Source organism: Bradyrhizobium jicamae (genome assembly GCF_018130215.1).
Taxonomy (GTDB): Bacteria; Pseudomonadota; Alphaproteobacteria; order Rhizobiales; family Xanthobacteraceae; genus Bradyrhizobium; species Bradyrhizobium jicamae_A.
Genome location: NZ_JAFCKQ010000001.1, coordinates 120,414 through 145,231, shown reverse-complemented (window position 1 = coordinate 145,231; position 24,818 = coordinate 120,414). Strand labels below are relative to the sequence as shown.

General features: G+C 64.8%; 26 protein-coding genes. 12 read left to right on the top strand and 14 right to left on the bottom strand.

The features are described 5' to 3' along the window. Positions 1–39: 39 nt before the first annotated feature. The 3 genes from JQ586_RS00620 to JQ586_RS00610 form a co-directional block, all read right to left on the bottom strand. Positions 40–462 carry a DUF4399 domain-containing protein gene (locus JQ586_RS00620; RefSeq protein WP_212392535.1) on the bottom strand — a complete coding sequence of 141 codons (423 nt, stop codon included), beginning with the start codon at positions 460–462 and terminating at the stop codon, positions 40–42. A gap of 78 nt (positions 463–540) precedes the next feature. Beyond that, positions 541–2,118, bottom strand: a complete 1,578-nt coding sequence (locus JQ586_RS00615; RefSeq protein WP_212392534.1) for an SUMF1/EgtB/PvdO family nonheme iron enzyme — start codon at positions 2,116–2,118, stop codon at positions 541–543. A gap of 187 nt (positions 2,119–2,305) precedes the next feature. Continuing rightward, a complete protein-coding gene (locus JQ586_RS00610) occupies positions 2,306–3,337 on the bottom strand; it encodes a nitronate monooxygenase (protein ID WP_312016914.1) in 1,032 nt (343 codons plus the stop codon). A 94-nt stretch (positions 3,338–3,431) separates the two neighbouring features. On the opposite strand from JQ586_RS00610, the gene JQ586_RS00605 reads away from it, so the two are divergent. Then, positions 3,432–3,911: a cache domain-containing protein gene (locus tag JQ586_RS00605; RefSeq protein WP_212392532.1), complete on the top strand. Its 480-nt coding sequence runs from the start codon at positions 3,432–3,434 to the stop codon at positions 3,909–3,911. 31 nt (positions 3,912–3,942) lie between these two features. On the opposite strand, the gene JQ586_RS00600 is transcribed toward JQ586_RS00605, so the two are convergent. Beyond that, the gene (locus JQ586_RS00600) at positions 3,943–5,121 is read right to left on the bottom strand and encodes an MFS transporter (protein ID WP_212392531.1); all 1,179 of its coding nucleotides are present in this window, start codon (positions 5,119–5,121) and stop codon (positions 3,943–3,945) included. A gap of 74 nt (positions 5,122–5,195) precedes the next feature. Here JQ586_RS00600 and JQ586_RS00595 point away from each other — a divergent pair, with 74 nt between their 5' ends. From JQ586_RS00595 to JQ586_RS00580, 4 genes are all read left to right on the top strand, one after another. Beyond that, complete coding sequence (locus JQ586_RS00595) at positions 5,196–5,996, top strand: helix-turn-helix domain-containing protein (protein WP_249147172.1); 801 nt, start codon at positions 5,196–5,198, stop codon at positions 5,994–5,996. A 123-nt stretch (positions 5,997–6,119) separates the two neighbouring features. Further along, positions 6,120–7,472, top strand: coding sequence for a malonyl-CoA decarboxylase (locus JQ586_RS00590; RefSeq protein WP_212392529.1), 1,353 nt, complete (start codon positions 6,120–6,122; stop codon positions 7,470–7,472). A 163-nt stretch (positions 7,473–7,635) separates the two neighbouring features. Beyond that, a complete protein-coding gene (locus JQ586_RS00585) occupies positions 7,636–7,923 on the top strand; it encodes a hypothetical protein (RefSeq protein ID WP_212392528.1) in 288 nt (95 codons plus the stop codon). 318 nt (positions 7,924–8,241) lie between these two features. Further along, the gene (locus JQ586_RS00580) at positions 8,242–9,012 is read left to right on the top strand and encodes an outer membrane protein (RefSeq protein ID WP_212392527.1); all 771 of its coding nucleotides are present in this window, start codon (positions 8,242–8,244) and stop codon (positions 9,010–9,012) included. A 192-nt stretch (positions 9,013–9,204) separates the two neighbouring features. Here JQ586_RS00580 and JQ586_RS00575 read toward each other — a convergent pair whose 3' ends face one another. From JQ586_RS00575 to JQ586_RS00540, 8 genes are all read right to left on the bottom strand, one after another. Continuing rightward, positions 9,205–10,257, bottom strand: coding sequence for a hypothetical protein (locus tag JQ586_RS00575; protein WP_212392526.1), 1,053 nt, complete (start codon positions 10,255–10,257; stop codon positions 9,205–9,207). Between the two features lie 194 nt (positions 10,258–10,451). Beyond that, positions 10,452–11,621 (bottom strand): mandelate racemase/muconate lactonizing enzyme family protein, encoded by a 1,170-nt coding sequence (locus JQ586_RS00570; RefSeq protein WP_212392525.1) that lies wholly within the window; start codon positions 11,619–11,621, stop codon positions 10,452–10,454. Positions 11,622–11,720: 99 nt separating this feature from the next. Next, entirely contained in the window at positions 11,721–11,984 is a 264-nt protein-coding gene (locus tag JQ586_RS00565; RefSeq protein ID WP_212392524.1) for a DUF3297 family protein, read from the bottom strand. Further along, a complete protein-coding gene (locus JQ586_RS00560; RefSeq protein ID WP_212392523.1) occupies positions 11,981–12,457 on the bottom strand; it encodes a glutathione peroxidase in 477 nt (158 codons plus the stop codon). Before JQ586_RS00560 ends, JQ586_RS00565 begins: the two co-directional genes overlap by 4 nt. Positions 12,458–12,468: 11 nt before the next feature. Beyond that, positions 12,469–13,860, bottom strand: a complete 1,392-nt coding sequence (locus JQ586_RS00555; RefSeq protein WP_212392522.1) for an amidase family protein — start codon at positions 13,858–13,860, stop codon at positions 12,469–12,471. Positions 13,861–13,932: 72 nt separating this feature from the next. After that, on the bottom strand, positions 13,933–14,502 hold the full coding sequence (locus tag JQ586_RS00550; RefSeq protein WP_212392521.1) for a c-type cytochrome: 570 nt from the start codon (positions 14,500–14,502) through the stop codon (positions 13,933–13,935). A gap of 149 nt (positions 14,503–14,651) precedes the next feature. After that, complete coding sequence (locus tag JQ586_RS00545; RefSeq protein WP_212392520.1) at positions 14,652–15,926, bottom strand: sorbosone dehydrogenase family protein; 1,275 nt, start codon at positions 15,924–15,926, stop codon at positions 14,652–14,654. A 172-nt stretch (positions 15,927–16,098) separates the two neighbouring features. Further along, positions 16,099–16,356: a DUF6894 family protein gene (locus tag JQ586_RS00540; protein ID WP_212392519.1), complete on the bottom strand. Its 258-nt coding sequence runs from the start codon at positions 16,354–16,356 to the stop codon at positions 16,099–16,101. Between the two features lie 308 nt (positions 16,357–16,664). Here JQ586_RS00540 and pqqA point away from each other — a divergent pair, with 308 nt between their 5' ends. The 6 genes from pqqA to pip all read left to right on the top strand — a co-directional run bounded on the left by pqqA (position 16,665) and on the right by pip (position 21,105). Continuing rightward, positions 16,665–16,745, top strand: a complete 81-nt coding sequence (pqqA, locus tag JQ586_RS00535; protein WP_035635412.1) for a pyrroloquinoline quinone precursor peptide PqqA — start codon at positions 16,665–16,667, stop codon at positions 16,743–16,745. 142 nt (positions 16,746–16,887) lie between these two features. Further along, positions 16,888–17,817, top strand: a complete 930-nt coding sequence (gene pqqB, locus JQ586_RS00530; RefSeq protein WP_212392518.1) for a pyrroloquinoline quinone biosynthesis protein PqqB — start codon at positions 16,888–16,890, stop codon at positions 17,815–17,817. A gap of 20 nt (positions 17,818–17,837) precedes the next feature. Beyond that, positions 17,838–18,593 (top strand): pyrroloquinoline-quinone synthase PqqC, encoded by a 756-nt coding sequence (pqqC, locus tag JQ586_RS00525; protein WP_212392982.1) that lies wholly within the window; start codon positions 17,838–17,840, stop codon positions 18,591–18,593. Positions 18,594–18,603: 10 nt separating this feature from the next. Continuing rightward, a complete protein-coding gene (gene pqqD, locus JQ586_RS00520) occupies positions 18,604–18,912 on the top strand; it encodes a pyrroloquinoline quinone biosynthesis peptide chaperone PqqD (RefSeq protein WP_212392517.1) in 309 nt (102 codons plus the stop codon). Beyond that, the gene (pqqE, locus tag JQ586_RS00515) at positions 18,909–20,132 is read left to right on the top strand and encodes a pyrroloquinoline quinone biosynthesis protein PqqE (RefSeq protein ID WP_212392516.1); all 1,224 of its coding nucleotides are present in this window, start codon (positions 18,909–18,911) and stop codon (positions 20,130–20,132) included. The genes pqqD and pqqE overlap by 4 nt, the downstream gene beginning before the upstream one ends. After that, positions 20,122–21,105 (top strand): prolyl aminopeptidase, encoded by a 984-nt coding sequence (pip, locus tag JQ586_RS00510; protein WP_212392515.1) that lies wholly within the window; start codon positions 20,122–20,124, stop codon positions 21,103–21,105. Before pqqE ends, pip begins: the two co-directional genes overlap by 11 nt. A gap of 74 nt (positions 21,106–21,179) precedes the next feature. Here pip and JQ586_RS00505 read toward each other — a convergent pair whose 3' ends face one another. Continuing rightward, a complete protein-coding gene (locus JQ586_RS00505; protein ID WP_212392514.1) occupies positions 21,180–21,413 on the bottom strand; it encodes a hypothetical protein in 234 nt (77 codons plus the stop codon). A gap of 242 nt (positions 21,414–21,655) precedes the next feature. Then, positions 21,656–23,809 (bottom strand): caspase domain-containing protein, encoded by a 2,154-nt coding sequence (locus tag JQ586_RS00500; RefSeq protein ID WP_249147170.1) that lies wholly within the window; start codon positions 23,807–23,809, stop codon positions 21,656–21,658. A 203-nt stretch (positions 23,810–24,012) separates the two neighbouring features. Here JQ586_RS00500 and JQ586_RS00495 point away from each other — a divergent pair, with 203 nt between their 5' ends. Continuing rightward, the gene (locus JQ586_RS00495; protein ID WP_212392512.1) at positions 24,013–24,684 is read left to right on the top strand and encodes a DUF4286 family protein; all 672 of its coding nucleotides are present in this window, start codon (positions 24,013–24,015) and stop codon (positions 24,682–24,684) included. Positions 24,685–24,818: the final 134 nt, after the last annotated feature.

Below are 24,818 nucleotides of genomic sequence, written 5' to 3'. Positions count from 1 at the left end.
GTCCTGGTGCCTGTCGCCCTGGCGCACCTCGTGCAGTGTCTAGCGGACCCTGATGGTGATCTTCTCGGAGACGACGGGCGGATTGAAGGGATAATGCTTGGCATCGCCCAGCACCAGTTGCAGCGTATGCTTGCCCGGCGGCAAATCGAGCTGGGTCTCGGTCTGGCCGGCACCGAAGTGCAGATGCGACTTGTCCGACGGGATCGGCTCGTTGGGGTTCAGCGGCTCGCTGACGTCGACAAAGAGGTGATGATGGCCGCTGTTCGGATAGTCGTCGCCGGCGTGGGTGACGCCCATGTTGCGCAGGCCGAAGCGGCACCAGAACGCGCCCTTGACGATCGCCCCATTGCGTGGCCAGACGAAATACAGCACCGCGTCCTTGGGCGCGGGCTTGCCTTGTGCGCAGGCGGGGCTTGCGGATAGCACGACCGCCGCGAGCAGGAGGGGAAACAAACCTTTCATCGACGGCTCCCTGATTGTGCGTCTTGGCAGCATCTCATCGAACACCGATGTCGTGGCGTTCGGGGTTCGGATCATGCTTCAAGGTGACAGTGCGACCCGGAAGCCATGGGTCGGATAGCGAACGTTGGCGTCGTAATTGTCGCGATTGGCCGGTCGCACATAGTGTGCGTCGTTCTTCCAGGAGCCGGAGCGAATCACGTGCGCAAAGCAGTCGCCCCCGCGCCACGCCTCACCATCGGCCGGCGCGCCCTGGTAATTCCGGTGCCAGCAATCGTCGACCCATTGATCGACCCCGCCACCCATGTCGTACAGGCCGAACGGATTGGGCTTGAAGCTGCCGACCTTGACCGGCTGCGCGGCTGCGGCGTCGCCGCCGCAATCCTTGCAGTTCGCCATACCCGACTGCACCTGATCGCCCCACCAGTATTTGGTCTGCGTGCCGCCGCGAGCCGCGTATTCCCATTCGGCCTCGCTGGGAAGCCGGTACGGCTTCTTCGTGCTGTCCGCGAGCCAGGCGGCATATTGCTTCGCATCGCTCCAGCTCACATTGGTGACCGGCGCGTCGTCGTTGCCGGTTGCCGTAAAGCCGCAGCCCTTGGCAGCCGCGCAGGCATTCCATTCACGCACGGTGACCGGATACTTGCCCATGGCAAAGGGCTTGACGGTCACCCTGTGGATCGGCCGCTCAGAAGCATCATCATTGCTGCCCATCGCAAAACTGCCGCCGGTCAACGACACCATTTCGGGCTCGGGTGCGGCCGCGCCTTGTGCTGCCGCGGCAGAACTCGCGGAGGGCACAGGCTGTGGCTGGGCTGGCGGCTGCTGCGCGGTCGGCGCCGGAACCGGACTCTGCACCTGATTTGGCGCGACCGGCCCGGCGGCAGGCGACGGCTCGGCCGGCTTGGGTGCCGGAACGGAAGATGACGATGGCGCCAGCGCCACCTCGCGCGGATTGCCGCGTGGCTGCGCCAGCAGGTACCAGAGCACGCCGCCTGCGATGATCGTGATCGAGACACCGAGCAGGCCGATCAGCAGACTTTCGCGGCGTCGGCGGGTCCGGCTGTATGCCGCGGCATCCGGCAGCACGCGATAGACCCTGACGGGATCGGTGATGTTCTTGACCCTGCGATCGCCGAGCGACTCGTAGCCGCAAACCAGCTTGTGCTTGATCTGCTCGTAGATGCCACCGGAGACGAAGACCTCGCCCGGGTCGGCGATGCCCTCCAGACGCGCGGCGACATTGACGCCGTCACCATAGATGTCCTCGGGCTCGATGATGACGTCCCCGAGATTGACGCCGATCCGGTATTCGATCCAGAACTCCTTCGGCACCGCCGCATTGCGGCCGACCAGGTTCTGCTGGATCACGATGCTGGACCTGACCGCCTCGACCGGACTGTCGAACATCGCGATAAAGCCGTCGCCCGTGGTCTTCACCAGCCGCCCGCGGTGCTCGGCGATGGTTGGCTCGACGAGTTCGCGCACGATTCGCTTGACGCGGTTATGCGTGCCCTCTTCGTCGAGTTGCATCAGCCGGCTGTAGCCGGCGATGTCGCCCGCCACGATCGCCGCAAGGCGACGCGGCGCCGCGTCGTCGGACGGCGGCCCGCCAGGCTTGCCCGGCTTGCCTGACTTGAAATCGCGGATTTCACCCATGATTCCGGTTGCTCTAAAAAATAAATAAATATGGCAGTGCTGAGGTCGCAACCGGCGCCTCAGTTCCCGAAACCCTCGCAAAGCGTATCACACCATCGTGCCGCGACAAGTGAAGAACGGCACCCGGCTTGCGGCGGATCCGCGCTTCCCACGGGTAAATCGGACTGGCGCGGCCACATCCAAATGGTCAGGAGGCAAGGCGTCGAAGGACCAATCTGGCCTCCTCGGCAATCTCGCGCACGATCTCGGCCGCCGGCTGCACCCGCGACACCAGGCCCACACCCTGGCCGGCCCACAGCGAAAGAGCATCGATGTCGCCCTCGGCATCCGGGCCGGCCGTGACGGACTGGTAGCGAACGATCGGCCCACCTGTCTTCGACGTCGCAACGACCTCTCCCTCTCCGGGACGTTTGCCGGACACGGGCTTCCCCGCAGCCTCCCACGCATCCACAGTCTTGTTGCGCAAGACTCGATGCGGCGCTTTTGGCCATCGGATATCGAACAACTCTTCCGCGAAAACGGTATCGTTTTCCGTCGCCTTGAACAGCAGTTCGCGATATCGAGGGTGAATCGCCGCTTCCTCGCTCGCAAGAAAGCGTGTCCCGATCCACGCTCCTGCCGCTCCAAGCGCCAACACGGCCGCAAGACCCCTGCCGTCCGCGATCCCCCCCGCGGCGATCACCGGCGTGGGCGAGACGGCATCCACCACGGTCGGGACGAGCGGCAAGCTCGCGACGGTGCCGCGCACGTGACCACCGGCTTCCCAGCCTTGCGCGACAACGATATCCACGCCGGCGTCGACTGCGCGTTTGGCAGCTTCGGCCGAACCGACGGTATGCAAGACAATCGCCCCGGCGGCCTTCGCGCGTTGCACCACGGCGCTCGGGTCTCGCCAGAAGAAGGATATGACAGGCACGCGCTCCTCGACGCAGATCTCAAGACGTTGCTCCTGGGGGAATTCCAGGTTGAGGTTTACGCCAAATGGCTTGGAGGTCAGCGCGCGCGTCTGGCGAATTTGCTGCCGGACATTGTCGAGGTCCGCGCGCCATGGCACCAGCATCCCCAATCCTCCGGCGTTGCTCACGGCAGCCGCCAGCGCAGGCCCTACCGCGCCGCCCATCGGAGCCTGGATGATCGGCAGTTCGACACCGACACGTTCGCAAAAACTGGTCCGCATTGCGGCGCTCCCACTCGACCTGGTGGAGCATTCTCTATGCACGGGCTCAATGGTGTCAATTCAAGCCGAGCTGCGACCTTCCGCAGTTTCGCGGCCGATGCTACGGTGGCTCACGCCCAGGGACAGGAACATCGCCATGATCAAGTCACTGCTGGTCTGCGTCACATTGGCCAGCTTCATGACGGGAAGCGCTGCACATTCGCAGGAAACGCCGCCATCATCCGATCAAGCCAAGCGGATCGAAGACCTGGTCAATCGGGCGGCGGCTCTCGTCGAGCAACGCGGACAGGCAGCGTTTGCCGAATTCAGGAAGCGTGACAGCGAGTGGTGGTCAGGCAACACCTACCTGTTTGCATATGACGAGCATCTCAACGTCTTGCTGAACCCGGCATTTCCCAAGCGCGAGGGCACCAATCCGCACGGCGAGAAGGATGCAAACGGCAAGATGTTCCATGACGAGTTCTTGAAGATGGTGCAGACGAAAGGGGCCGGCTGGGTCGACTACATGTTCCCGAAGCCGGGCCAGACCCAGCCGTCGCACAAGTGGAGCTATGTGAAGGGCTTCAAGGCTGACGGCGTGAGCGGCTTGATCGGCGCCGGCTTTTTCTCCGATTAGAAGCGCGACGCTGGTGGCGTGCGGGATGGGGTTAGCCTGCCCGCGCGGCCGGCGCCTTGATCTCGCGCGGCAGAATGATCGCAGCCGCGATCGCGAGCAGGCAGAGCGCCGCGAACGCGTGCAGCATCATCGTGAAGCCACCCCGGTCGTAGAGCCAGGCGACAAGACCGACCGACGCACCGGCTGCGGTGAAGCCGACGAAGTAGCGCACCGCATAGGCGCGCGAGCGCCATTCCTCAGTGGTGTATTTTCCGACCATGGCGTCGTTGACGGTGACCTGGCCGAAGGCGCCCATCACGATCCCGATCGAAACCACGATGAGCGGCAGGTTCGAGAGGGTCGCGGCCATGTAGAGGAACGGCGCCAGCATGAACGACAGCGGCAGCGCCACCGACTTCAGCGAATGCCTGTCCAGGAGACGCCCGATCGTGTACTGCGTCATCGCGCCGAACACGTAGACGCCGGCCGCGATCAGGCCGAGCAGCGCCGGGCTTTTGGTCAAATCGGCGAGCCGTTCGGCGAACAGTTTCGGCAGCGCCACCGTCACCGCATTGAACGTGGTCGAGATCGCGATCACCACGATCAGCAGCGAAAGGACCACCCGCCACATGTCCTCCTTGGCGACGCGGACCTGGGCGGCCGCCTGCTTCGAGCCCTTGCGGTCCTCATGCACGACTGTCATCGCGAAGGCGAGGCCGATCAGCACCGTGATCACGCCCGGCACGATGAAGGCCCAGCGCCAGCCGAGATACTGGCCGATCACGCCGGTGACCAGCGCCGAGGAGGCCACGCCGAGATTGCCCCAGACCCCGTTGATCCCCATCTCGGCGCCGAGCTTCTCGGCATAGGACACGATCATCGCGGTGCCGACCGGATGGTAGATCGAGGCGAAGATGCCGATCGCCAGCAAGGCCGCCCCGAGTTGCAGCGGGCTCGAGACGAAGCCGACCGAGATCATGGCAAGGCCGATCCCGACGAAGAAGATCAACATCATGTGGCGGCGGCTCCAGCGGTCGCCGAGCCAGCCCGTGATCAGCGAGCCGGCGCCGAAGGCGATGAAGCCCGGGGTCGCGTAGGGCAGCAGCTCCGAATAGGCCATCCCGAGCGCGGGCCCCATGATGATGACGGCGGCGGCGAAAATCAGCATCGCATAGTGGTCGATGAAATGGGCTGAATTGACGAAGCTGATCACCCGGCTGGGGCTGTTCATGGGCACTTTTCTCGCTCGAATCTTCAATTGCTGGGAAATAGGTTATAGGGAGAAGCCCTGACGGGATGTCGCCAATGACTATCGCTGATCCGCCAATCAAAGCCCTCTACGAGCAGCGGCGCGTCACCAGCGACGGCGTGCACCTGGTCGCACGCAGCTATGCGAGGGGCGTCCGGCTCGATCCGCACATGCACCGCGAAGCGCAACTGGTCTACGCCACCAAGGGCACCATGCAGGTGACGACGCCGAAGGGCCGCTGGCTGGTGCCCCCGGACCGCGCAGTCTGGGTGCCTGCCCTGTTCGGCCATGCGATCGACGTGCTCGCCGACATCGAGATGCGCACCCTGTATTTCGACCAGGCCTGGCTGGCGCGCGAGGAGCGCAGCGGCAGCCTCGACAATGAGTTCGTGGTACGGGTTTCGCCGCTGCTGCACCAGGCGATCCTCGCGCTGTTCGACGCGGCGAGCAGCGACGAACGCATCGAGCTCCTGATCAGGCTGGTGATGCTGGAGTTGCACCAGGCGGAGGACTCCGCGACCTTCATTCCGCTGCCGCAGGAGCCGCGCTGCCGCCGCGCCGCCGACATCGTGCTGGCTGATCCGACCCGCGACCATGAGATCGAGACGCTGGCCGGCCAGGTCGGCACCTCGGCACGAACGCTGTCGCGGCTGTTCTCGGCAGAGACCCAGCTCTCCTTCAAGAGCTGGTGCCAGCGCGCCCGCATCGCGGCTGCGATCGAGCGGCTGTCGGCCGGGACCAATGTCTCGGTCAAGCAGGTCGCCGCCGACCTCGGCTATGCCAGCGTGCCGGCGTTCTCGCATGCGTTTCGCCAGGTCACCGGCAAGACGCCGACGGAATTTGCCGAGAAGGCATGACACGCCGTGACGAATTATACCGCCGCGAGCCGCGACATATTTCCGTACGATCCATGCGCTTGATTCCGATACCCCCGACCTTAAATCCGTGTAAGGTTCGGCAACACCGGACATGAACTGCCTATGGCCAACGCCTTCTTTTCCGATCTGCTCTCGACGATTTCCGAACGCGGCCGCACCCTGCTGCGGCGCGCCAGCGCGGCCGACGACGGGCAGGACGCCTCCGAACTCGTGGAATTGTGCGAAGCGCTGCTGTCGGGCCGCGGCGAGGCGTCCGGCACCGCCATGGCACGCGAGGTGCTTGACCGCTACCACCACCTTGATGCATCAGGCCGCCTGACTTTCTTCCAGTCGCTGGCCCGCGATTTCGGACCCGATCGCGGCAAGCTGTTGCAGGCGATCGAAAGCTGGCGCGCACAGACCAATGGCGACGACGCCAGCGATCTGCACTTCGCCTCCGAGCCGCGGCGACAGGAGTTGATTCGCCGGCTCAACCGCGCGCCGGGCGGCACCGGCGAGCTGGTGTCGATGCGAACGGATCTGCTTTCATTGACGAAGGGCAACAAGGACCTCGCCGCGCTCGACCGCGACGTGGTGCATCTGCTCTCGTCCTGGTTCAACAGGGGATTCCTCGTGCTGCGCAGGATAGACTGGTCGTCGCCGGCCAATATTCTGGAAAAGATCATCCGTTACGAGGCCGTGCACGAAATCCGCGACTGGGACGATCTGCGCCGCCGCATCGATCCGGTCGACCGCCGCTGCTACGCCTTCTTCCATCCGGCGCTGCCGGACGAACCGCTGATCTTCGTCGAGGTCGCGCTGACCGAGGCAATCCCCGGCGCGATCGCGCCGCTGCTCGCCGAGGAGCGCCAGGTGGTGCCGACCGAGCGCGCGCGCACGGCCGTTTTCTATTCGATCTCCAACACCCAGCGCGGGCTCGGCGGCATCTCGTTCGGCAGCTTCCTGATCAAGCAGGTGGTCGAGGAGTTGCGCCGCGAGCTGCCGAAGCTCGACAGTTTCGTCACGCTGTCGCCGGTGCCGGGCTTCATGCAGTGGATCAAGGAGGCCAAGGACGTCCCCGCCACCGACGAGGAACGCACGCTGCTGGGAAACCTCGACAAGTCGGACTGGATCGAGGATGCCGAGCTGACGACGCAGCTGCGCGCCGTGCTCGAGCCGCTCGCGGCGTATTATTTCCTGAAGGCGCGCACGAACAAGGGACGCATGATCGACTCGGTCGCGCGCTTCCATCTCGGCAATGGCGCGCGGCTGGAGCGGATCAACTGGCTCGGCGATCTCTCACCCAAGGGCCTGCGCGAATCCGCCGGCGTCATGGTCAACTATCTCTACCGCCTCGACGACATCGAGAAGAACCACGAGGCCTACGCCAACAATGGCGAGGTTATCGCCTCCAGCGCAGTGAAGAAGCTGCTCAAGGGCGACGGCCGGCGACTCCTGGACATGCGGCTCGGGTAAAGCGAGCCACTTCTCTGCCTTGCTGATGCCCGGGCCTGTCCCGGGCATTCACGTCTTTGGGAAGCGTGCGGCTGCGGTCAGGTTGCCAAACGTTCACTTGCCGATCGCACCACAAGGAAGAAAGTGCCGCGTCGGCTCGGGACCAGTGCGGGCAAGACAAGATATGTCAATGCTTCAGAACTGTAACATCGAACGCCGCCAGCAGCCGACGAGCGGATCATTCAAGGCCGTGCAGTGCCGCATTGGCCTGATCCGGCGGTTGGGTCGTTCGCGGTCACGTCGTGCGGAGATCGGCGACTATCGACGACTGGAGCGCATCTGCCGACAACTGGCAGAAGAGTCCACAATGCCCGAGCTGCGCACCGCGATGCTGATCATGGCGGACAGGTATCTTGCAGCCGCCAGCGCTCTTGAGCGGGGCAATCGAGCCGCGATCACAGAAACGTTTTAGCGCGACTCCGCCTCGACTGACGTCTCCGCCCAAGCGTCGCTGCGCAGAAGTGTGTCGATCGCGATACATTCGACATCCGCAGGCCCGCAGTTCACGGATTTGCCAACCGCTTCGCAGGCATCGCGAAAAACCGGCGATTGACGCGGCTTCGTGGGTTTGCCTGGTTCACACGCGCAACTTCTGTCTCTCGCAGACAAAAGCGGAAACGTGATTACCAAATCGACATTCATCGAGCTTGCGACAATTTCACGATACACCGGCGGGATTCTTCCTATGCTTGCCAGCGGGGTTGGCAGTGAAACCGCATGGGGACTCATCATGAAAAGAATTCTGCTCAGCGTTGCCGGCCTCGCGGCAATCGGCACACCGGCCTTTGCGGCTGACCTCGCTCCGCGCAGCTACGTGCCGACCAAGGCGCCGCCGATGGTTTCGCCCGCCTATGATTGGAGCGGCTTCTACGTCGGTATCAACGGCGGCGGCGGATGGAATCGCAACTGCTGGAGCAACACCAGCTTCTTCGGCACTGCGGTGATCCCGAGCGCGGCCGAGGGCTGCGGCACCGGATCGGGCGGCACGGTCGGCGGACAAATCGGCTATCGCTGGCAGTCCGCGTCGTGGGTGTTCGGCGTGGAAGCGCAAGGCAACTGGGCCAACCTGTCCGGGTCCAGCACCAGCCTGGTGTTTCCCAACATCTCGAACCAGAGCAACGTCGATTCATTCGGCCTGTTCACCGGCCAGATCGGCTACGCCTGGAACAACGTCCTGCTCTACGTGAAGGGTGGCGCGGCCGTCACGGGCAATCAATATTCCAGCTGGTCGATACCAACGGGCGCCGAGCTCTCCTCGGCCAATGACACCCGATGGGGCGGAACCGTCGGCGTCGGCTTCGAGTACGGCTTTGCGCCGGACTGGTCGGTGGCCCTCGAATACGACCATCTGTTCATGGGCACCGACAACGTCGCCTTCACCGGCGTGACGGCGGCCAATCTCGGCGTCAACACCCGCAACGAGGATATCGGCCAGGACATCGACCTCGTCACCGCGCGGATCAACTATCGCTTCGGCGCGACTGGCATCAGCAAGTACTAGAGCGCGATCCGGAAAGTGTGCAGCGGTTTTCCCTCGCGACAAACGCGAAACGCGTTTGCGCGGAGATCATGCTCAAACAAAGAGCTAAAGCGCGATGACGATTCGGCCTTATCTCATCGTGCTTGAGGCATGATCCGAAATCGCAAGCCGCCCGCTTTTCCGGGCGGCTTGTTCGCAACAATCCCTCTCCGGTCAATGCGAAGGCCGCAGCCGCAGCACGGCCTTGGGCAGGTGCGCGGAGAGCGATGCGGCGATTTCATCCTGCCTGCGATGATAGAACAGCCCGGCTGCGATCACGGCAATCCCGATCACCGACAGGGCGAAGGGGAACAGCAGCGAGTCCTTGAACACGATGTTGGCGAGATGGCCGAGATAGAGACAGATGCCGAATGCGCCGAACACTGCATAGGCACGTCGCATCAGGATCACGGCGAGCGCGAGCAGGCCGACATTGAACAGGCAATAGAGCGCTCTTCCAAGCTCGGTTGCACTATCGGACGCGGTGATGCCGCCCCAGAACGCCATCAGCCCGAACAGATGCAGCCAGAATGCGAAGTCGCCGTTGCGGCTGCGATAGTCGATGATCCAGGCCAGAGCGAGCACGAGCAGGCCGAACCAGACAGAGACCCGGCGCCGCGTCGCGAAATCGGCGTAGGCCGTGCCGCTGAACCATGGCGCCAGGTCCATCGACATGAACCACAGCGCGACCGCGATGATCGCGACGATGAAGGCAAAACGGTAGTAGCGCAGCGCAAGCGCACCGGCGACGATGGTCGCCGTCTCCATGAACACCCAGCTGCCTTTGATCCAGGCATAGAAGTCCTGGACTGTGCCTGGCTTTCCGAACCTCCCCCACCAGCCGAGTTCCTCCTGAATGCCGAAAACCGCGAGCGGCGCCATCGACACCGCGATCGCGATCAGGAGGCCGCCCGGGACGCGCAAATTCTTCCGATGCCAAAGGTAGTGGCCGGCCGCGGTGAAGACGGTCGCGTAGGCGATCGCGGAGAGCATGAGCGCGCGGCCCCCCATTTGCGAGAACGCCACGGTCGAGAACAGGCCCATGGCGCCGATCACGATCAGGGCGCCGGCGTACCAGAGCAGATGGGCAGCATCGAACTTCGCCGCTGGCGCGACATCGTTGACCGCTGCCCGCTCCGACAGGAACGCCACGAGCCGTTGCAAATCCGTCGCGCTGATCACGCCGGCATTCGCCGCCGTCCGAAGATCATCGTCAGAATACCGCATTGCCGCAATCCTCCGCTGCCAGGTGAGCGCCCGCGCACGCCCTGTCGCGTGTCGCGTGTCGCGTGTCGCGCATGCATCGTCGTGGAATTGCAGATGAGTATACGGAAGTATGAGCAACGTTCAAGAAAAATATGAGCGACGCTCAAAAGACCCCGTAAGCGGACTTGCTCCGGCTGTGTGCGCGGTCCCCGGCGTCACTCCGCCAGCGCTTTCATTTCCTTATAAAGATCGGACTTTCCCTCGAATCCGATGCCCGGCAGGTCCGGCATCGTGATGTGGCCGCCCTCGACGCGCACACCGTCCGGGAACCCGCCATAGGGCTGGAACAGGTCGGGATAGCTCTCATTGCCGCCGAGGCCGAGGCCGGCCGCGATATTGAGTGACATCTGATGGCCCCCATGCGGGATGCAGCGGCTGGGCGACCAGCCATGCGTGGTCAGCACCGCCAGCGTGCGCTGATACTCGCACAACCCGTATGACAGCGCGCAGTCGAATTGCAGCCAGTCGCGATCCGTGCGCATGCCGCCGTAGCGGATCAGGTTCCTGGCGTCCTGATGGCTGAACAGGTTTTCGCCGGTCGCCATCGGCCCCGGATAGAATTCGGCGAGCGCGGCCTGCAGCGAATAGTCGAGGGGATCGCCGGCCTCCTCGTACCAGAACAGCGGATACTCCCGCAGCATTTTCGCGTAGGCGATCGCGGTCTCCAGGTCGAAGCGGCCGTTGGCGTCGACGGCGAGCTGCGCGTGGCGGCCGATCTCGTCGAGCACCGCCTCGATGCGCTCGCGGTCTTCGGCGATCGGCGCGCCGCCGATCTTCATCTTCACGACGTTGTAGCCGCGGTCGAGATAGCTGCGCATCTCCCTGCGCAGTGCGCTCAGGTCCTTGCCCGGATAGTAGTAGCCGCCCGCGGCATAGACGAAGACACGCGGATTGGCTGATAGCCCATGGCGCTCGGCGAGGAGGCGGAATAGCGGCTTGCCCGCGATCTTCGCAACCGCGTCCCACACCGCCATGTCGATGGTGCCGACCGCGACCGAGCGCTCGCCATGGCCGCCCGGCTTCTCGTTCGACATCAGGGTCGACCACACCTTGTCGGGATCGAGATTGCTGCCATCGGCATCAAGCAGCGATTTCGGATCAGCCTCGAGCAGCCGCGGCGCAAAGCGTTCGCGGATCAGGCCGCCCTGCCCGTAACGGCCGTTGGAGTTGAAGCCGTAGCCGACCACCCGTTTGCCGTCGCGCACCACGTCGGTGACCACGGCAACCAGGCTCGAGGTCATCCTGGTGAAGTCGATATAGGCATTGCGGATCGGCGAGGAGATCGGCTTTGTCACCTCGCGGACGTCGACGATGCGGACGGACATGGGGAATGCTTTCTGGGTTGTGGCAGCAGTGTTCGTCCACTGTCATTGCGAGCGAAGCGAAGCAATCCAAATCGCGGATGCCGACAACGAGGCGCGCGGTCAGGCCTTCGGCTTCTCCCGGAAGTACGGCTCGACCGGGCCGTGCACCTTCAGCGTCAGCGGATTGCCGTGACGGTCCTTCGCATTGCCCGCGGTGACGCGGACCCAGCCTTCGCTGACGCAATATTCTTCGACATTGGTCTTCTCGACGCCCTTGAAGCGGATGCCGACTTCGCGCTGGAGAACCTCCGCGTTGTAATATGGGCTGTTTGGATCGATCGACAGACGATCCGGCAACTGGTCGTTGGTGTCATTCTCGCTCATAGCAACGCCTCGATGTCCTTCCTCAATCCTTCGGGTCTGGCGGTCGGCGCATGCCGTCCCACCACCTTGCCGTTCCGATCGACCAGGAACTTGGTGAAGTTCCATTTGATCGAGGGTCCGAGCAGGCTCGACTTCTCACGCTTCAGATACGCATACAATGGATGCGCGTTGGCGCCGTTGACGTCGATCTTGGCGAACATCGGAAACGTCACGGAATAGTTGGTCTCGCAGAAGTCAGCGATCTGTTTCGCATCGCCCGGCTCCTGCGCGCCGAACTGGTTGCATGGGAAGCCGAGCACGGCGAAGCCGCGCGGCGACAAATCGGCGTAGAGCTGTTGCAGGCCCTTGTATTGTGGCGTGAAACCGCAGGCGCTCGCGGTGTTGACGATCAGCAGCACCTGGCCCTCGAAGCGCTGCATCGGCACATCGTCGCCGGCCAGTGACTTGGCAGAGAAATCGTAGACGGTCGGCATTGTCCCTCTCGCTAGCTTGCCGGATCGATCGCGGCCGACGGCGTGCCGCCGGCCTCAACGGCTTCCCCTGCCGCAAGGCACAAATCCTCGCGGTAGCGGCCGGCGACGAGTTGCACGCCGACCGGAATCCGCCCGACGAGGCCGGTGGAGACGGTTAGCCCGGGAAGCCCCATGAAGGGAATGGCGATCTGCGGGAGCTGTGCATGCCACACCCGGGCAAACGACGCATCGTCCTTGCGGTCGAGATGGTCCGGGAACGGCAGCTCGCCGGACACCGGCATCAGCAGCACCGGATATTTGTCGAAGAAGGCGAACCATTCGCGGGTCAGCGTGGCGCGCCGCGCCAGGGCCTTCGACAGGTCGAACGGATGCACCTTCGCGCGGTTGCCGCGCAGGCAGGCGAGCGCGCCGGGATCGCCCTCTCGTTCAGCGGCCTCGAGCTGGGCCTCGTAACCGTCGCCAAGCCACAGCCAGGTCTGGATCTCGGCCGGCTCGCGCAGCGGAGGCGTGTCGGAGATCTCCTCGACGATCCAGCCTGCCTTTTGCAACCGCCTGCCGGCGTCGGCGACCGCGGCGACCACTTCGGGCACCGGATTGAGGCCATCGGGGTTGAAGCACATCGCGACGCGCTTCTCTCGCGGCGGTCCGTCCAGCGGCACCGGCGCGTACCAGGGATCGCGATGGTCCGGTGCCGACATCGCCGCCAGCGAGATGCGCAAATCGCCAATCGTACGCGCGAGTGGCCCGGAGACGGCGCTGATTTGCGGTCCGATCGGACGCTCCGGCAGCGCGGCATTGAAGGCCGGGATGCGGCCCATGCTCGGCCGCAGGCCGTGCACGCCGCAGGCATAGGCCGGATAGCGGATCGAGCCCGCGATATCGGTGCCGTGCGCGACGTGGCCAATGCCGGCCGCGACCGCTGAGCCTGCGCCGCCCGAGGAGCCGCCGGGGGTAATGGAAGGATCGCGCGGATTTTTGGTGTCGCCGTGGACGAGGTTGGTGGTGAACCAGCGGTAGGAGAAGGCCGGGCAATTGGTGCGGCCGAGCAGCACGGCACCCGCCTTGCGCAGGTTGGCGACCACGGGATTATCGACCCTGGCGATGGTGTCGCGCTGCAACTTCAGGCCGTTGGTGGTGGCATAGCCTTCCTGGTCGACATTGACCTTGATCGTGACCGGCACGCCGGCGAGCGGTCCCATGTCCTCGCCGCGGGCGATCGCCGCATCGATCGCTGCGGCCTGCGCCAGCACATCATCGGGACGATGATCGACCACCGCATTGATCTTCGGATTGACCGCATCGAGCCGGGCAAGCCCCGCCTCCGCCGCCTCCTTCGCCGAGACCTTCCTGGATTTGATGAGGCTGGCCAGCTCGGTGGCCGACAGACGCCAAAGATCCTGCATGAGACACTCCGTATGACGGAGGCCTTTTAGCTCCCTATGAAGGGCAAGACCAGCCGCCCGCTGCCCGACCTGTCAGCGGACGTGAGCGATGTAATAGGCAAGGTCCGCGATCTGCTCCTTGGTGACCGTCTGCATCACGTCGGCCATGGTGGCGTCATAGCCGTGGCGGCTGTTGTCCTTGTACTCGGCGAGCGTCTTGGCGAGGTAATCCTCGCGCTGGCTGGCGATGCGCGGGACGTTCTCCTTGCCCGAGAAATCGGTGTTGTGACAGGTGTTGCAGCGGTTCTGCTGCACCAGCGCCTGCGCCTTCGCCATCCGCACCTGATCGCCCGCATCCGCCGGCGGAACCGGCTTTGGCAATGTCGCGATGAAGTCGGAAAACGCGCGCAGATCGTCGTCGGTGAGCGGCTTCGCCATCTCGTTCATCGGCTCGAAGGTGCGCAGCTTCTCGCGGAACATGAAGAGCTGGATCAGCGCGTAGGGCGCCTGCTGGCCGCCGAGCGAGGGCGTGTTTTCGGTCTCCGACGTGCCGTGCTCGCCATGGCAGGCAAAGCACGGCACGGCGCGCTCCTGGATGGTCTCGGCACTGGCGGGGAATGCGATTGACGCAAGCGCCAGAGCCGCAACGATCATGCAACGCATCGATTCATCTCCACAGCGTCATTGCGAGGGAAGCGAAGCAGTCCATACCGCCAGTTGCGGAGATATGGATTGCTTCGTCTCTTCAGCGCAAAATTGCATTGCAATTTTGTCGCGGGCTCCTCGGACGACGGAGGTTAGGCCGCTCCATCTTACTCGTTCGCGACCTTCGGCTTGCTGTAGCTGACGCGGTAGACCGCGCCGTTCCAGTCGTCGGAGACCAGCAGCGAGCCGTCCTTGAGCAGCATCACGTCGACCGGCCGGCCGATATACTTGTTGTCCTCGAGGAAGCCGGTCATGAACGGCTCTATCGACTTTACGGTGCCGTCCCTTTTCAGCCTGACGACGACGACGTCACCGCCCTGCTTCTGCGTCTTGTTCCAGGAGCCGTGACGCGCGACGAAGATTGCATTCTTGTAGCGCTTCGGGAACATGCTTCCGGTGTAGAAGCGCATGCCGAGCGAGGCGGTGTGCGCGCCCATCAGGCCGACCGGCGGCGTGTAGTCCTTGCAGGACTTACCCCAGCCGAGTTCCTGGTCGATGATGTTGCCCTGGTAGCAGAACGGCGCGCCGAAATCCTCGCCAGCCTTGGTGACGCGGTTGAGCTCGTCTTCCGGCACGGTTTCCGACAGCCAGTCGCGCCCGTTGTCGGTGAAGTACATCTGCCTGGTCGCGGGATTCCAGTCGAAGCCGACCGAGTTGCGAACGCCGAGCGCATAGACCTCGGCGCCGGAGCCATCGAGATTCATGCGGCGGATCTGGCCGTGGGCGTCGTCATGCAGCACGTTGTTGCCGGGCTGGCCGACCGGGACGTAGAGCTTGTTGTCGGGACCGATGGCGATGAACTTCCAGCCATGGGCCTCGTCCTTCGGCAGCTTGTCGTAGATGACGGTCGGCTTCGGCGGGTTGTCCAGGAGGTCCTCGATCTTGTCGATCCTGGAGACCTGCGACAGCTCGGCGATGTAGAGCGTTCCATCCTTGAAGGCGACACCGTTCGGGCGGTAGAGGCCGGAGGCGATCACCTTGACCGAACGTTTGCCGTCCTTGTTGACGATCGCATACACCTTGTCGACGAGACGGCTGCCGACGAACACGGTGCCCTTGTCGCCAAGGGCCAGCGAGCGCGCATTGGCCATCCCTGCGGCATAGACCTCGACATTGAAGCCGGCCGGCACCTTGAGCTTGGCGACCGGCAATTTGTCGGGCGAGGCCGGCAGCGGCGGCGGCGCCACGGGCGCGAGCTTGGCGGCCGCCTCATTGTCCGGACGTCCGATCATGGGCGAGCCCGGCGGTAACGGCTGGGCAGCCGGTGCGGCGCCGGACGCCGGCGGATTGGCCGGCTGCTGGGCCGCGGCCTGAAGCGTGAAGGCGCCGAAGAAAGCCCCCGCCAGCAATAGGCTGCGCGGCGCAAACGAATCGCGGATCATGGTGTTCTCCCCTGGACGGAAGCCGTCTTGCTTGGCGCCGGTGTGATCCGCCGGCGCCGGCGGCTTTGCCGAAGTCCTAGTCTTGGGGATTTGTCCGGACAAATGCAATCGGAAACATGCGCCGACGTCTCGCGTCCCCGGAAGAACGCGCCGGACGCCTTGTCAGTGCGCGTCAATGTCTCGTGATCGAGCGATCCGGGCGATCGAGGATCGCCTCCGTGAACGGGAATTCCAGCACGATCTCGCCCTCGTCGTCGGTGACCTCGATGACCGCGCTCATCAATGCGCCGTCGGCCCCCTCGGTCTTGAGCAACTCGCGAATCATCGCCCGCGCCATCTCCCAGGCACGATCGGGATCGCGCAGGATCTCGCCGTCAGGGTCGGAAATCAGCTCGTCGCCGATACGGGTGTTGAAGAAATAGCGTGGCATCGGCTGAACTCGGCTCGCTTGGGCGCCACAAGGCGCGAAATCGTCACCAGGACCTTGGGAGGAGGCGCGCGGCCCCAACTGCCCCCAACATCACCATTCAGCCAACGGCGAACAACAGGAAAAAGACCTGACGCCACGGGCTTTTGACGGGAAGGCGCGCACAACTCCGTGAGCGCCACCGAGCGAAATACTGCAACGCAGCATGGCCTGGCAGGGCAATCCTGCGAAAAATTTACTGGCGAACTTTTTCATCCACGGTACCTTATCAGGCAGGGCGGAAGTTCGTCCGGTTGCAAATGGAGAGCCAAATGGCCTGGAAAGCACCGAAGATCGTCGAAGTGTCGGTCGGCATGGAAATCAACATGTATATGTGCGCCACCCGCAAGTAAGCGGCAGCGTTCCATATACACGTTTTGCGTTTGACGCAGGTGGATGTCCGGGCATGGCGTGCTCCCGAGCAGGAAGCGCGTGCTAGGTCCAGACTCCACCTCGTAACGTTTTTGGGTCGAGTTATCTTCCAGGGGACGGATCATGCTTCGCGTCGTCGTCCTGGGCGCCGCAGCGGGTGGCGGCGTTCCGCAGTGGAACTGCGGATGCCCAGTCTGCCAGGCAGCACGGCGCGACCATCCGCAATTGCAGAGCACGCAGGCTTCGATCGCGTTCAGCGGCGATGGCGCGCACTGGTTCCTGGTCAACGCCTCCCCTGATCTGCGCCAGCAACTGATCGCGACGCCGCAGTTGCATCCGAAGCAGGGCGCGCTGCGTCACAGCCCGATATCAGGCGTGATCCTCACCAATGGCGAGATCGATGCCGTCGCCGGGCTGTTGTCGATGCGCGAAGGCTCGCCGTTTGCGATCTACGCGCATGAGCGCGTACTGGCGATCCTGCGCTCCAACAGTATCTTCAACGTCTTGAGCGAAAAGAATGTCAGGCGTGAGCCCATTGCGGTCGACCGCGTCTTCGAGCCAATCCTGCCCGACGGCGCGCCGTCCGGGCTCGAGGTGCTGCCCTTCGAGGTTCCCGGCAAGGGCGCCTGGTATCTCGAGGGCAAGGCGCATCCGGCCGGCAAGGATGGCGTCGGCGACACGCTCGGCCTGCGTATTGCGGAAAAGGCGAGCGGCAAATATTTCTACTTCCTGGCCGCCTGCGCCCGGGTGACCGACGATCTGAGGTCGCGACTCAAGGGCGCGCCGCTGGTGTTCTTCGACGGCACGGTGTGGCGCGACGACGAGTTGATCGCGGCCGGGCTCGGCACCAAGACCGGCCAGGGCATGGGGCATATCGCGATGTCGGGCGATCAGGGCGCGATTCAGAGCCTCGCCGGTCTCGACATCGGACGAAAAGTGTTTTTGCATATCAACAACTCCAACCCGGTGCTGCTCGGGACCTCGGCCGAGCGCAAGGCGGCCGAACAGGCGGGCTGGCAGATTCCCTCCGACGGAACGGAGATCGTGCTGTGAACGTCGTGCGTACGAACGGAATGACCGCGCTCTCGATCGGCAGGGGCATCACGCTCAACAGCGCCGAGGAGATGGAGGCGACGTTGCGCCAGATCGGCGCGACGCGCTACCACAGCCTGCACCCGTTCCATCGCCTGCTGCACGGCGGCAAGCTCAACAAGGGCCAGGTGCAGGCCTGGGCGCTGAACCGCTACTACTATCAAAGCACGATCCCGCTGAAGGACGCGATGGTCATCTCGCGCTTCCGCGACCGCAACACGCGGATTGAGTGGCGCCACCGCATCGAGGATCACGACGGCGATCCCGGCAACGAAGGCGGCATCGATCGCTGGCTGAAGCTGACCGAGGGCCTCGGCCTCGATACGGCCTATGTGGAATCCACCGAAGGGATTCTGCCCGCGACGCGGTTTGCGGTGGAGGCCTACGTGCATTTCTGCCGCGACCGCACGCCGCTTGAGGCGATCGCTTCCTCGCTCACCGAATTGTTCGCGCCGAACCTGCACGAAGAACGCATCTCGGGGATGCTGAAGCATTACGACTTCGTCAACCCTGACATCATGAGCTATTTCAGCCGGCGCCTGGCGCAGGCGCCGCGTGATGCGAACTTCGCGCTCGATTACGTCAAACAGCACGCGAAGACGCCGGCGGAGCGCGAATCGGTCTGCAACGCGCTGATCTTCAAGACCAACGTGCTGTGGGTGCAGCTCGATGCGCTCTCGCACGCCTATGTCGACGGCCACATCCCGCCCGGCGCCTTCGTGCCGAAGACGGCGTAAGGATTCGATCATGACCAGCCGCAACATCAGCGTCAGCGAGACCAGCCGGCCGAAGCTGCCGCGCCATGCCAGGCTGAAGTTCGACGAGACGCGGCAGGTCTGGGTGATCCTGGCGCCGGAGCGTGTGCTGGCGCCCGACGAGATTGCGGTCGAGGTGCTGCAGCTCTGCGACGGCGTACGCAACGTCGCCGACATGGCGGATCTGCTCGCCGCCAAATACGCCGCCCCGCGCGAAGCGATCCTGACCGACGTCATCGCGATGTTGCAGGACCTCGCCGACAAGGGCTTTCTCACCGAAGCGCGCGAGAACACGCCATGAGTGACACGCTCGCCGACAACAAGACGACCGCGACCGCGGGCCCGAGCGACGGGCTCACCGTGCTGGAGAGCCGCCGCTCGGCGGCCGAAACCTACGGCATCCCGCTCGCAGTGCTCGCCGAGGTCACGCATCGCTGCCCGCTGCAATGCCCCTATTGCTCCAACCCGGTCGAGCTTGACCGCGGCAGCACCGAGCTCACGACCGACGAATGGAAGAAGGTGCTGGGCGAGCTCGCCGAGCTCGGCGTGCTGCAGATCCATTTCTCCGGCGGCGAGCCGACCGCACGCAAGGACCTGGTCGAGCTGGTTCAGCACGCGACCGATGTCGGTCTCTACTCCAACCTGATCACCTCGGCGGTGCTGCTGACCAGGGAAAGACTCGCAGCGCTGGCGGATGCCGGCCTCAGCCATGTGCAGATCAGCTTCCAGGGCAACGAGCCTGTTGTCGCCGACCGCGTCGCGGGCCTGAAAGACGCGCACAGGAAGAAGCTGGAAGTCGCGAAATGGACGCGCGAGCTGGAGCTGCCGCTCACCGTGAATGCGGTGATGCACCGGCAGAACCTGCATCAGCTCTCCGACATCATCCAGATGGCGGTCGATCTCGACGCCGACCGGCTCGAGGTCGCCAATGTGCAGTATTACGGCTGGGCGCTGAAGAACCGTGCCGCCCTGATGCCGACCATCGAGCAGATCGAGGAGACCAGCCGGATCGTCGAGGAGGCACAAGCACGCTTGAAGGGCACGCTCGCGATCGATTATGTGGTGCCGGATTACTACGCCCTGCGCCCGAAGAAGTGCATGGGCGGCTGGGGCCGCCAGTTCTTCAACATCTCGCCGGCTGGCAAGGTGCTGCCGTGCCATGCGGCCGAAAGCATCACCGGGCTCGAATTCGAGTCCGTGCGCTCGAACCATTCGATTGCCTGGATCTGGCAGAATTCGGAGGCCTTCAACCGCTATCGCGGCACGGGCTGGATGCCGGAGCCGTGCAAGTCCTGCGAATTCCGCGAGATCGATTACGGCGGCTGCCGCTGCCAGGCGTTTGCGCTGACCGGCGACGCCGGCAACACCGACCCCGCCTGCGCACTGTCGCCGCGTCATGAGGAGATCTTCAAGCAGGCGGAGCGCGAAGCCGAAGGCGCCGAGAATCGCTTCCTCTACCGCAATTTCGCCGGCGGCACGCTGGAGCCGGACGAACGCCAGGACGAACGCAATGGCGCCTGACGCCGACGCCGGCAAGGCGGCCAAGCGTTCCGACCCGTTCGCACCGCTGACCTCGGAACAGTTCGATGTCGGCGACGGTCATGATCTCTATGTCGAAAGCATCGGCCGCGCCGGCGGCATTCCCGCGGTCTACCTGCATGGCGGTCCCGGCAGCGGCTGCCAGCCCGATCATCGCCGGTTGTTCGATCCCGAAAGATTCCACGCGGTGCTGTTCGACCAGCGCGGCTGCGGCCGCAGCCGTCCCAAGGGAAGTCGCGACAACAACACGACGGCGCATCTGATTGCCGACATGGAGAAGATCCGCGAGCGGTTCGGCTTTGCGCGCTGGATGGTGGTCGGCGGCTCCTGGGGCGCGACATTGGCGCTGGCGTATGCGCAGGCGCATCCCGAGCGCGTCAGTGGCCTTGCGCTGCGCGCGACCTTTCTCGGTACGCGCGAGGAGCTGGAAAGCGCCTTCCTGCGCACGCTGCCGCGCTTCTATCCCGGCCTGTACGAAGATTTTCTGAGCGTGCTGCCGGACGACGAACGGGCCTCGCCGCTATCGGCCTATTATCGCCGCATCCTCGATCCCGACGATGCCGTGCATGCCATCGCCGCGCGCGCCTGGCACGACACCGAACGTACGCTTTCGGAACACACGCCAAAACAAACGCGGCTCGATCTGGTGTCGATCAGATCCTCGCGCACCCTGCCCTCGACGCCGTTCATGGAAGCGCACTACTTCGCCAACGACTCCTTCATGCGACCGAGCCAGATCCTGGACGACGCAGGCCTGCTCGCCGGCATTCCCGGCATCATGGTGCAGGGCCGCTATGACCTGCTCTGCCCGCCCGCCACCTCTCACGCGCTCGCCGCACGCTGGCCAGGCAGCGAGGTCCGCATCATCGACGATGCCGGCCACATCCTCTACGACCCCGGCATCCGCAACGCGGTGATGAGGGCGATCGCGGATCTGGCGTCGAGGAACGGTTGAGATTTGATCGAGTTGCGGTCGCGACGGGACTGCGCCCCTCGCCCCGTTCTTACGGGGAGGGCTGGGGTGAGGGGCTATCTCCGCAAGCACGGTGACAGTTGGATTCGCGGAAAGCGCCCGCGGTCGTTCATGGCCTGCTGATAGACCTGCTGCGCACCCTTCTTCTGCTCCGGGTCGGCCACCTGGTTGGCGGACTTCGCCTGCTGGTCGAATGACGCCGCGATGTCGAACGGGAAGCGATGCACGTCCGGCATCGCCTCGATCTGCCTGCGGGCCGCGTCCGGCAGCGTCGAGTTCGCCGGATGCAATGCTCCTGCAGCCAGCGCTCGGTGCCGATGTCACGCAGATGCGCGGGGCTGGAGGCGTTGACGCCCCAGGTCAGCCGATCAAGCAGCGCGATGTCCTGCGCGGAGAGCTCGGCCGCTCGCGCGGGCTGGTGGCTGAACGCCAGCCCCGTGATCGCACTGATCACGAGCGTCGATAGCGAGCGCAACCCCTGAGATCGGATTGATCTCATGGATGCTGAGCGGCGGCTCATGGCGCCCCACCCTCAGTGCTTGCACTTGTTCGGTGGGCACGGCGGCGGCGCACGCGCTGGAGCGGGCCTTGGTGGCGGGGCCGCCGGTCGGGGAGCCTGTACCACCTGCGGCCGCGGGGGTGGCGGCGGAGCGGCACGGGGAGCCGGAGCCGGATGCGGCGCGACGGCTGCCGCACGGGGCGGCGGCGGGGCGGCAGGACGCGGCGGTGGCGCCGGGCGCGCAGCCGGCGGCGGGCTCACGGCGGCACGCGCGGGTGCTGATCGCACTGCCGGCGCTGGCCGCGCAGGCGCCGCTGGCGGCTTCACATTCGCGGTCGGTGCCGTCGCGGCATGCGTCTGCTGTGGCGTCACCGGCGGCCTGCCTGCGGTCGCAGGCGCGGTCGTCGTGGCGCCGGCCGTCGGCGGTTTCGCCGTCAATGTCTGCGGACGGGTGTTGGCAGGCGCCAGCGCGGTCGCGGGCCGGCCGGCAGCAGGCCCGGTTGCAGGCGCTGTCGGCGTTGCGCCCACGGCGGGGCGCGCGGCGGGAGCCGTCGCGGTCTGCGGCAGCGGCGGCCCGTTGGTGGCACCCGGCAGGGTGTGTGCCGGTGCAATGGGAGCGGCAGTGGGCCGCGCGGCCTGCGGACCCGCGGGCTGAGTCAGGTTCGCGCGCTGCAACGCGGCCGGTGGCAGTGACGGCGCCACGGAGACCGGTCCACCGGGGAGCGCCGGCCTCGCTCCGGCTGCGGCGAGCTGCGCCGGGGTCGGACTGGGGTTGTTGATGACCGTGTTGATGATGGTGGTGTTGTGGATGTTGTTGAACACGATGTTGTTCGGCGGCGGCACGACATAGGCCGGCGCGGCAACGAAGGCCGGCATCGCGACGAACAGCGGGCTCGGCAGCACGAACAGGCCGATCGGCGGCGGCGGCGGCGCCAGCACCACGAAATCCGGGGGCGGCGGCGGCAGGAAGAACACCGGCGGCGGGGGCGGCGGCGCAAAGGCGAACACCGGGTCGCCGTAGTACAGCACCGGGCGATCGACATAGACGACCTCGTCCGGCGGCGGCGGCGGCACGTCATAATCGATCGCCGCGAACTGCGGGGGCGGCTCCAGCGCAGACGACAGATAGGCCAGCCGGCGCCGCGCATCATAGGCATGCGGGCCGCGCGGATAGCGGCGGAGATAGGACCAGTAGGCGTCCGGTGTGTCGGCATTGTAGGAGCGCCGCCATGTGATCGCCTCGCGCCGCGCCGCGATGATCGCGCGCACGCGCTTGGCAAGCGGATCGCTCGGATAGACCTGCAGGTAATCCTCGTAGCCCTGCATGGTGTCGCGCTCCAGCGCAGCGGCATAGGCATCCTGCGCCGAGTAGTCGCGGATCGGCTTGCTGCGCAATGCGGCATCGGCCTGGACCGGCGGTGCATCCGGCTTGCGCTCGAAGAACACGAAGGGCGCATCGATCTTCTGCGCGTCCCATGGGATTTGCGCACCCTTGGTCATCTCGTTGACCCGCAGCCGGACCCGGTCGAACACATCGGGAAGGCTGAGGCCGCCGGTGCGGATCATTTCCGCCAGCGCCTGGGCGTAGGGGCCGTAGGGCGGCGCGCCATCGGGGGCGACGGTGCCGGGCGCAGAGTTGAAGGCGATCAGCATCTTCGGATCCGGATCGACAAGGGCGAGGCCGCCGGCCAGCGGCTGGCTGTCCTTGGCGAAGGAATTGCTGCGTGCCGCATCGAGCACGATCACACCGGCCTTTATCTGCAGCGCGGAGAGCTGGTGCGTGTAGTCGGATATCCTGATCGCCTCGACCGGCACATCGGTGTCGCGCGCGATTTTGGCGTCGACGGGCACGAAGTAGTTCTCGCCGGTGAGCTGCACGCCGTAGCCAGCGAGATAGATGAAGGCAACCGTGTTGGGGCCGGCGTCCTGCACCTTCTGGATGAAATCGCGGAAGGATTTTCGCAGCGTCTCGCCGTCGAGGTCGCGCGCGCCGATCACGTCGAAGCCGGCCGCCTGCAAGGTCTGCGCGATCAGCCCCGCATCATTAGCGGCCGTCTGCAGCGCGCCGGCCTGATAGGCCCCGTTGCCGATGACGAGCGCGAGGCGTTTCTCCTGGTCCTGCGCCTGTGCCGGTAGCGACGCCAGCGACAGGAGACCGACGATCAAAGCCCACACTATTCGCGCCATGGTAGACCTCATGTGGCCGGCTTCCGGCCTCTTTAGCTGTTGGCGGTCTATCGAAATCCTGCCCGCGTGAACCCGTGCTGAACAGAATTGCAGTAATTGTGGCAATCCTTGGTCGTTACCGGACCAGAGCCGCGGAACCGGCTTCCGTTGCCCGACCGCTTCAGCGATATTCGGCAATCAAAACAGGCACGCAGGAGCAAACGATGCCGATCGCCGCACAAGGCATGCTGCTGACATCGATGGATGTCGATCCCTTACACGAAGCTGAACTCAATCGCTGGTACGACCGCGAACATATCGAGGAGCGAGTCGCCATCGACGGCTTCCTGGAAGCGCGCCGCTACGTCGCCCATGAAGGGAAGCCGAAATATCTGAGCCTGTACTCGACCGAGACCTTCGACGTGCTCGACAGCCCGGCCTATCGCAAAGCTCTCGCCAGCCAGACCGAATGGTCGAAGGCCAACATCGCACGTTTCGAGAACATGATCCGCGGCGTTGCGCGCATCACGCTCAGCCGCGGCACCGGACGTGGTGCTGTGCTCGGCATCATCCGCCTGCGTCCGCCCGGCGGCGGCGCTGACAAGTTGCGCGACGCGACGCGCGAGCAGTTCGATCCGTCGAAGCTCGACGGCGTCATCTCGATGCATCTCCTGGAGAACGATCCGGCGCTGTCGAAGCCGCTCACCTCGGACGCCGCGAAGGCTGATCCCGGCGCCGGCGACTGGTTCGTGCTGATCGACGCCACAGATGTCGGTGCCGTTCCCGCCGCGGCGGCGCGCTTCGCCGGCAACGCCGCATTCAAGCCACTGATCGTCACGAGCGGCATCTATCGCCTGCTCTGGGATCTGGCGAAGAGCGATCTTCCGCGCCGCTGATGCGACGATGTGGCAGCGCACGCATGCTGCACTGCCACATGGGAAACCAGCGAGATTAACGCTAGACGCACATCAGACACGCGAAAGCGGATGATCGCGCAAATTTGCCTTTGCCTTCACTGGAACGGCTCTAA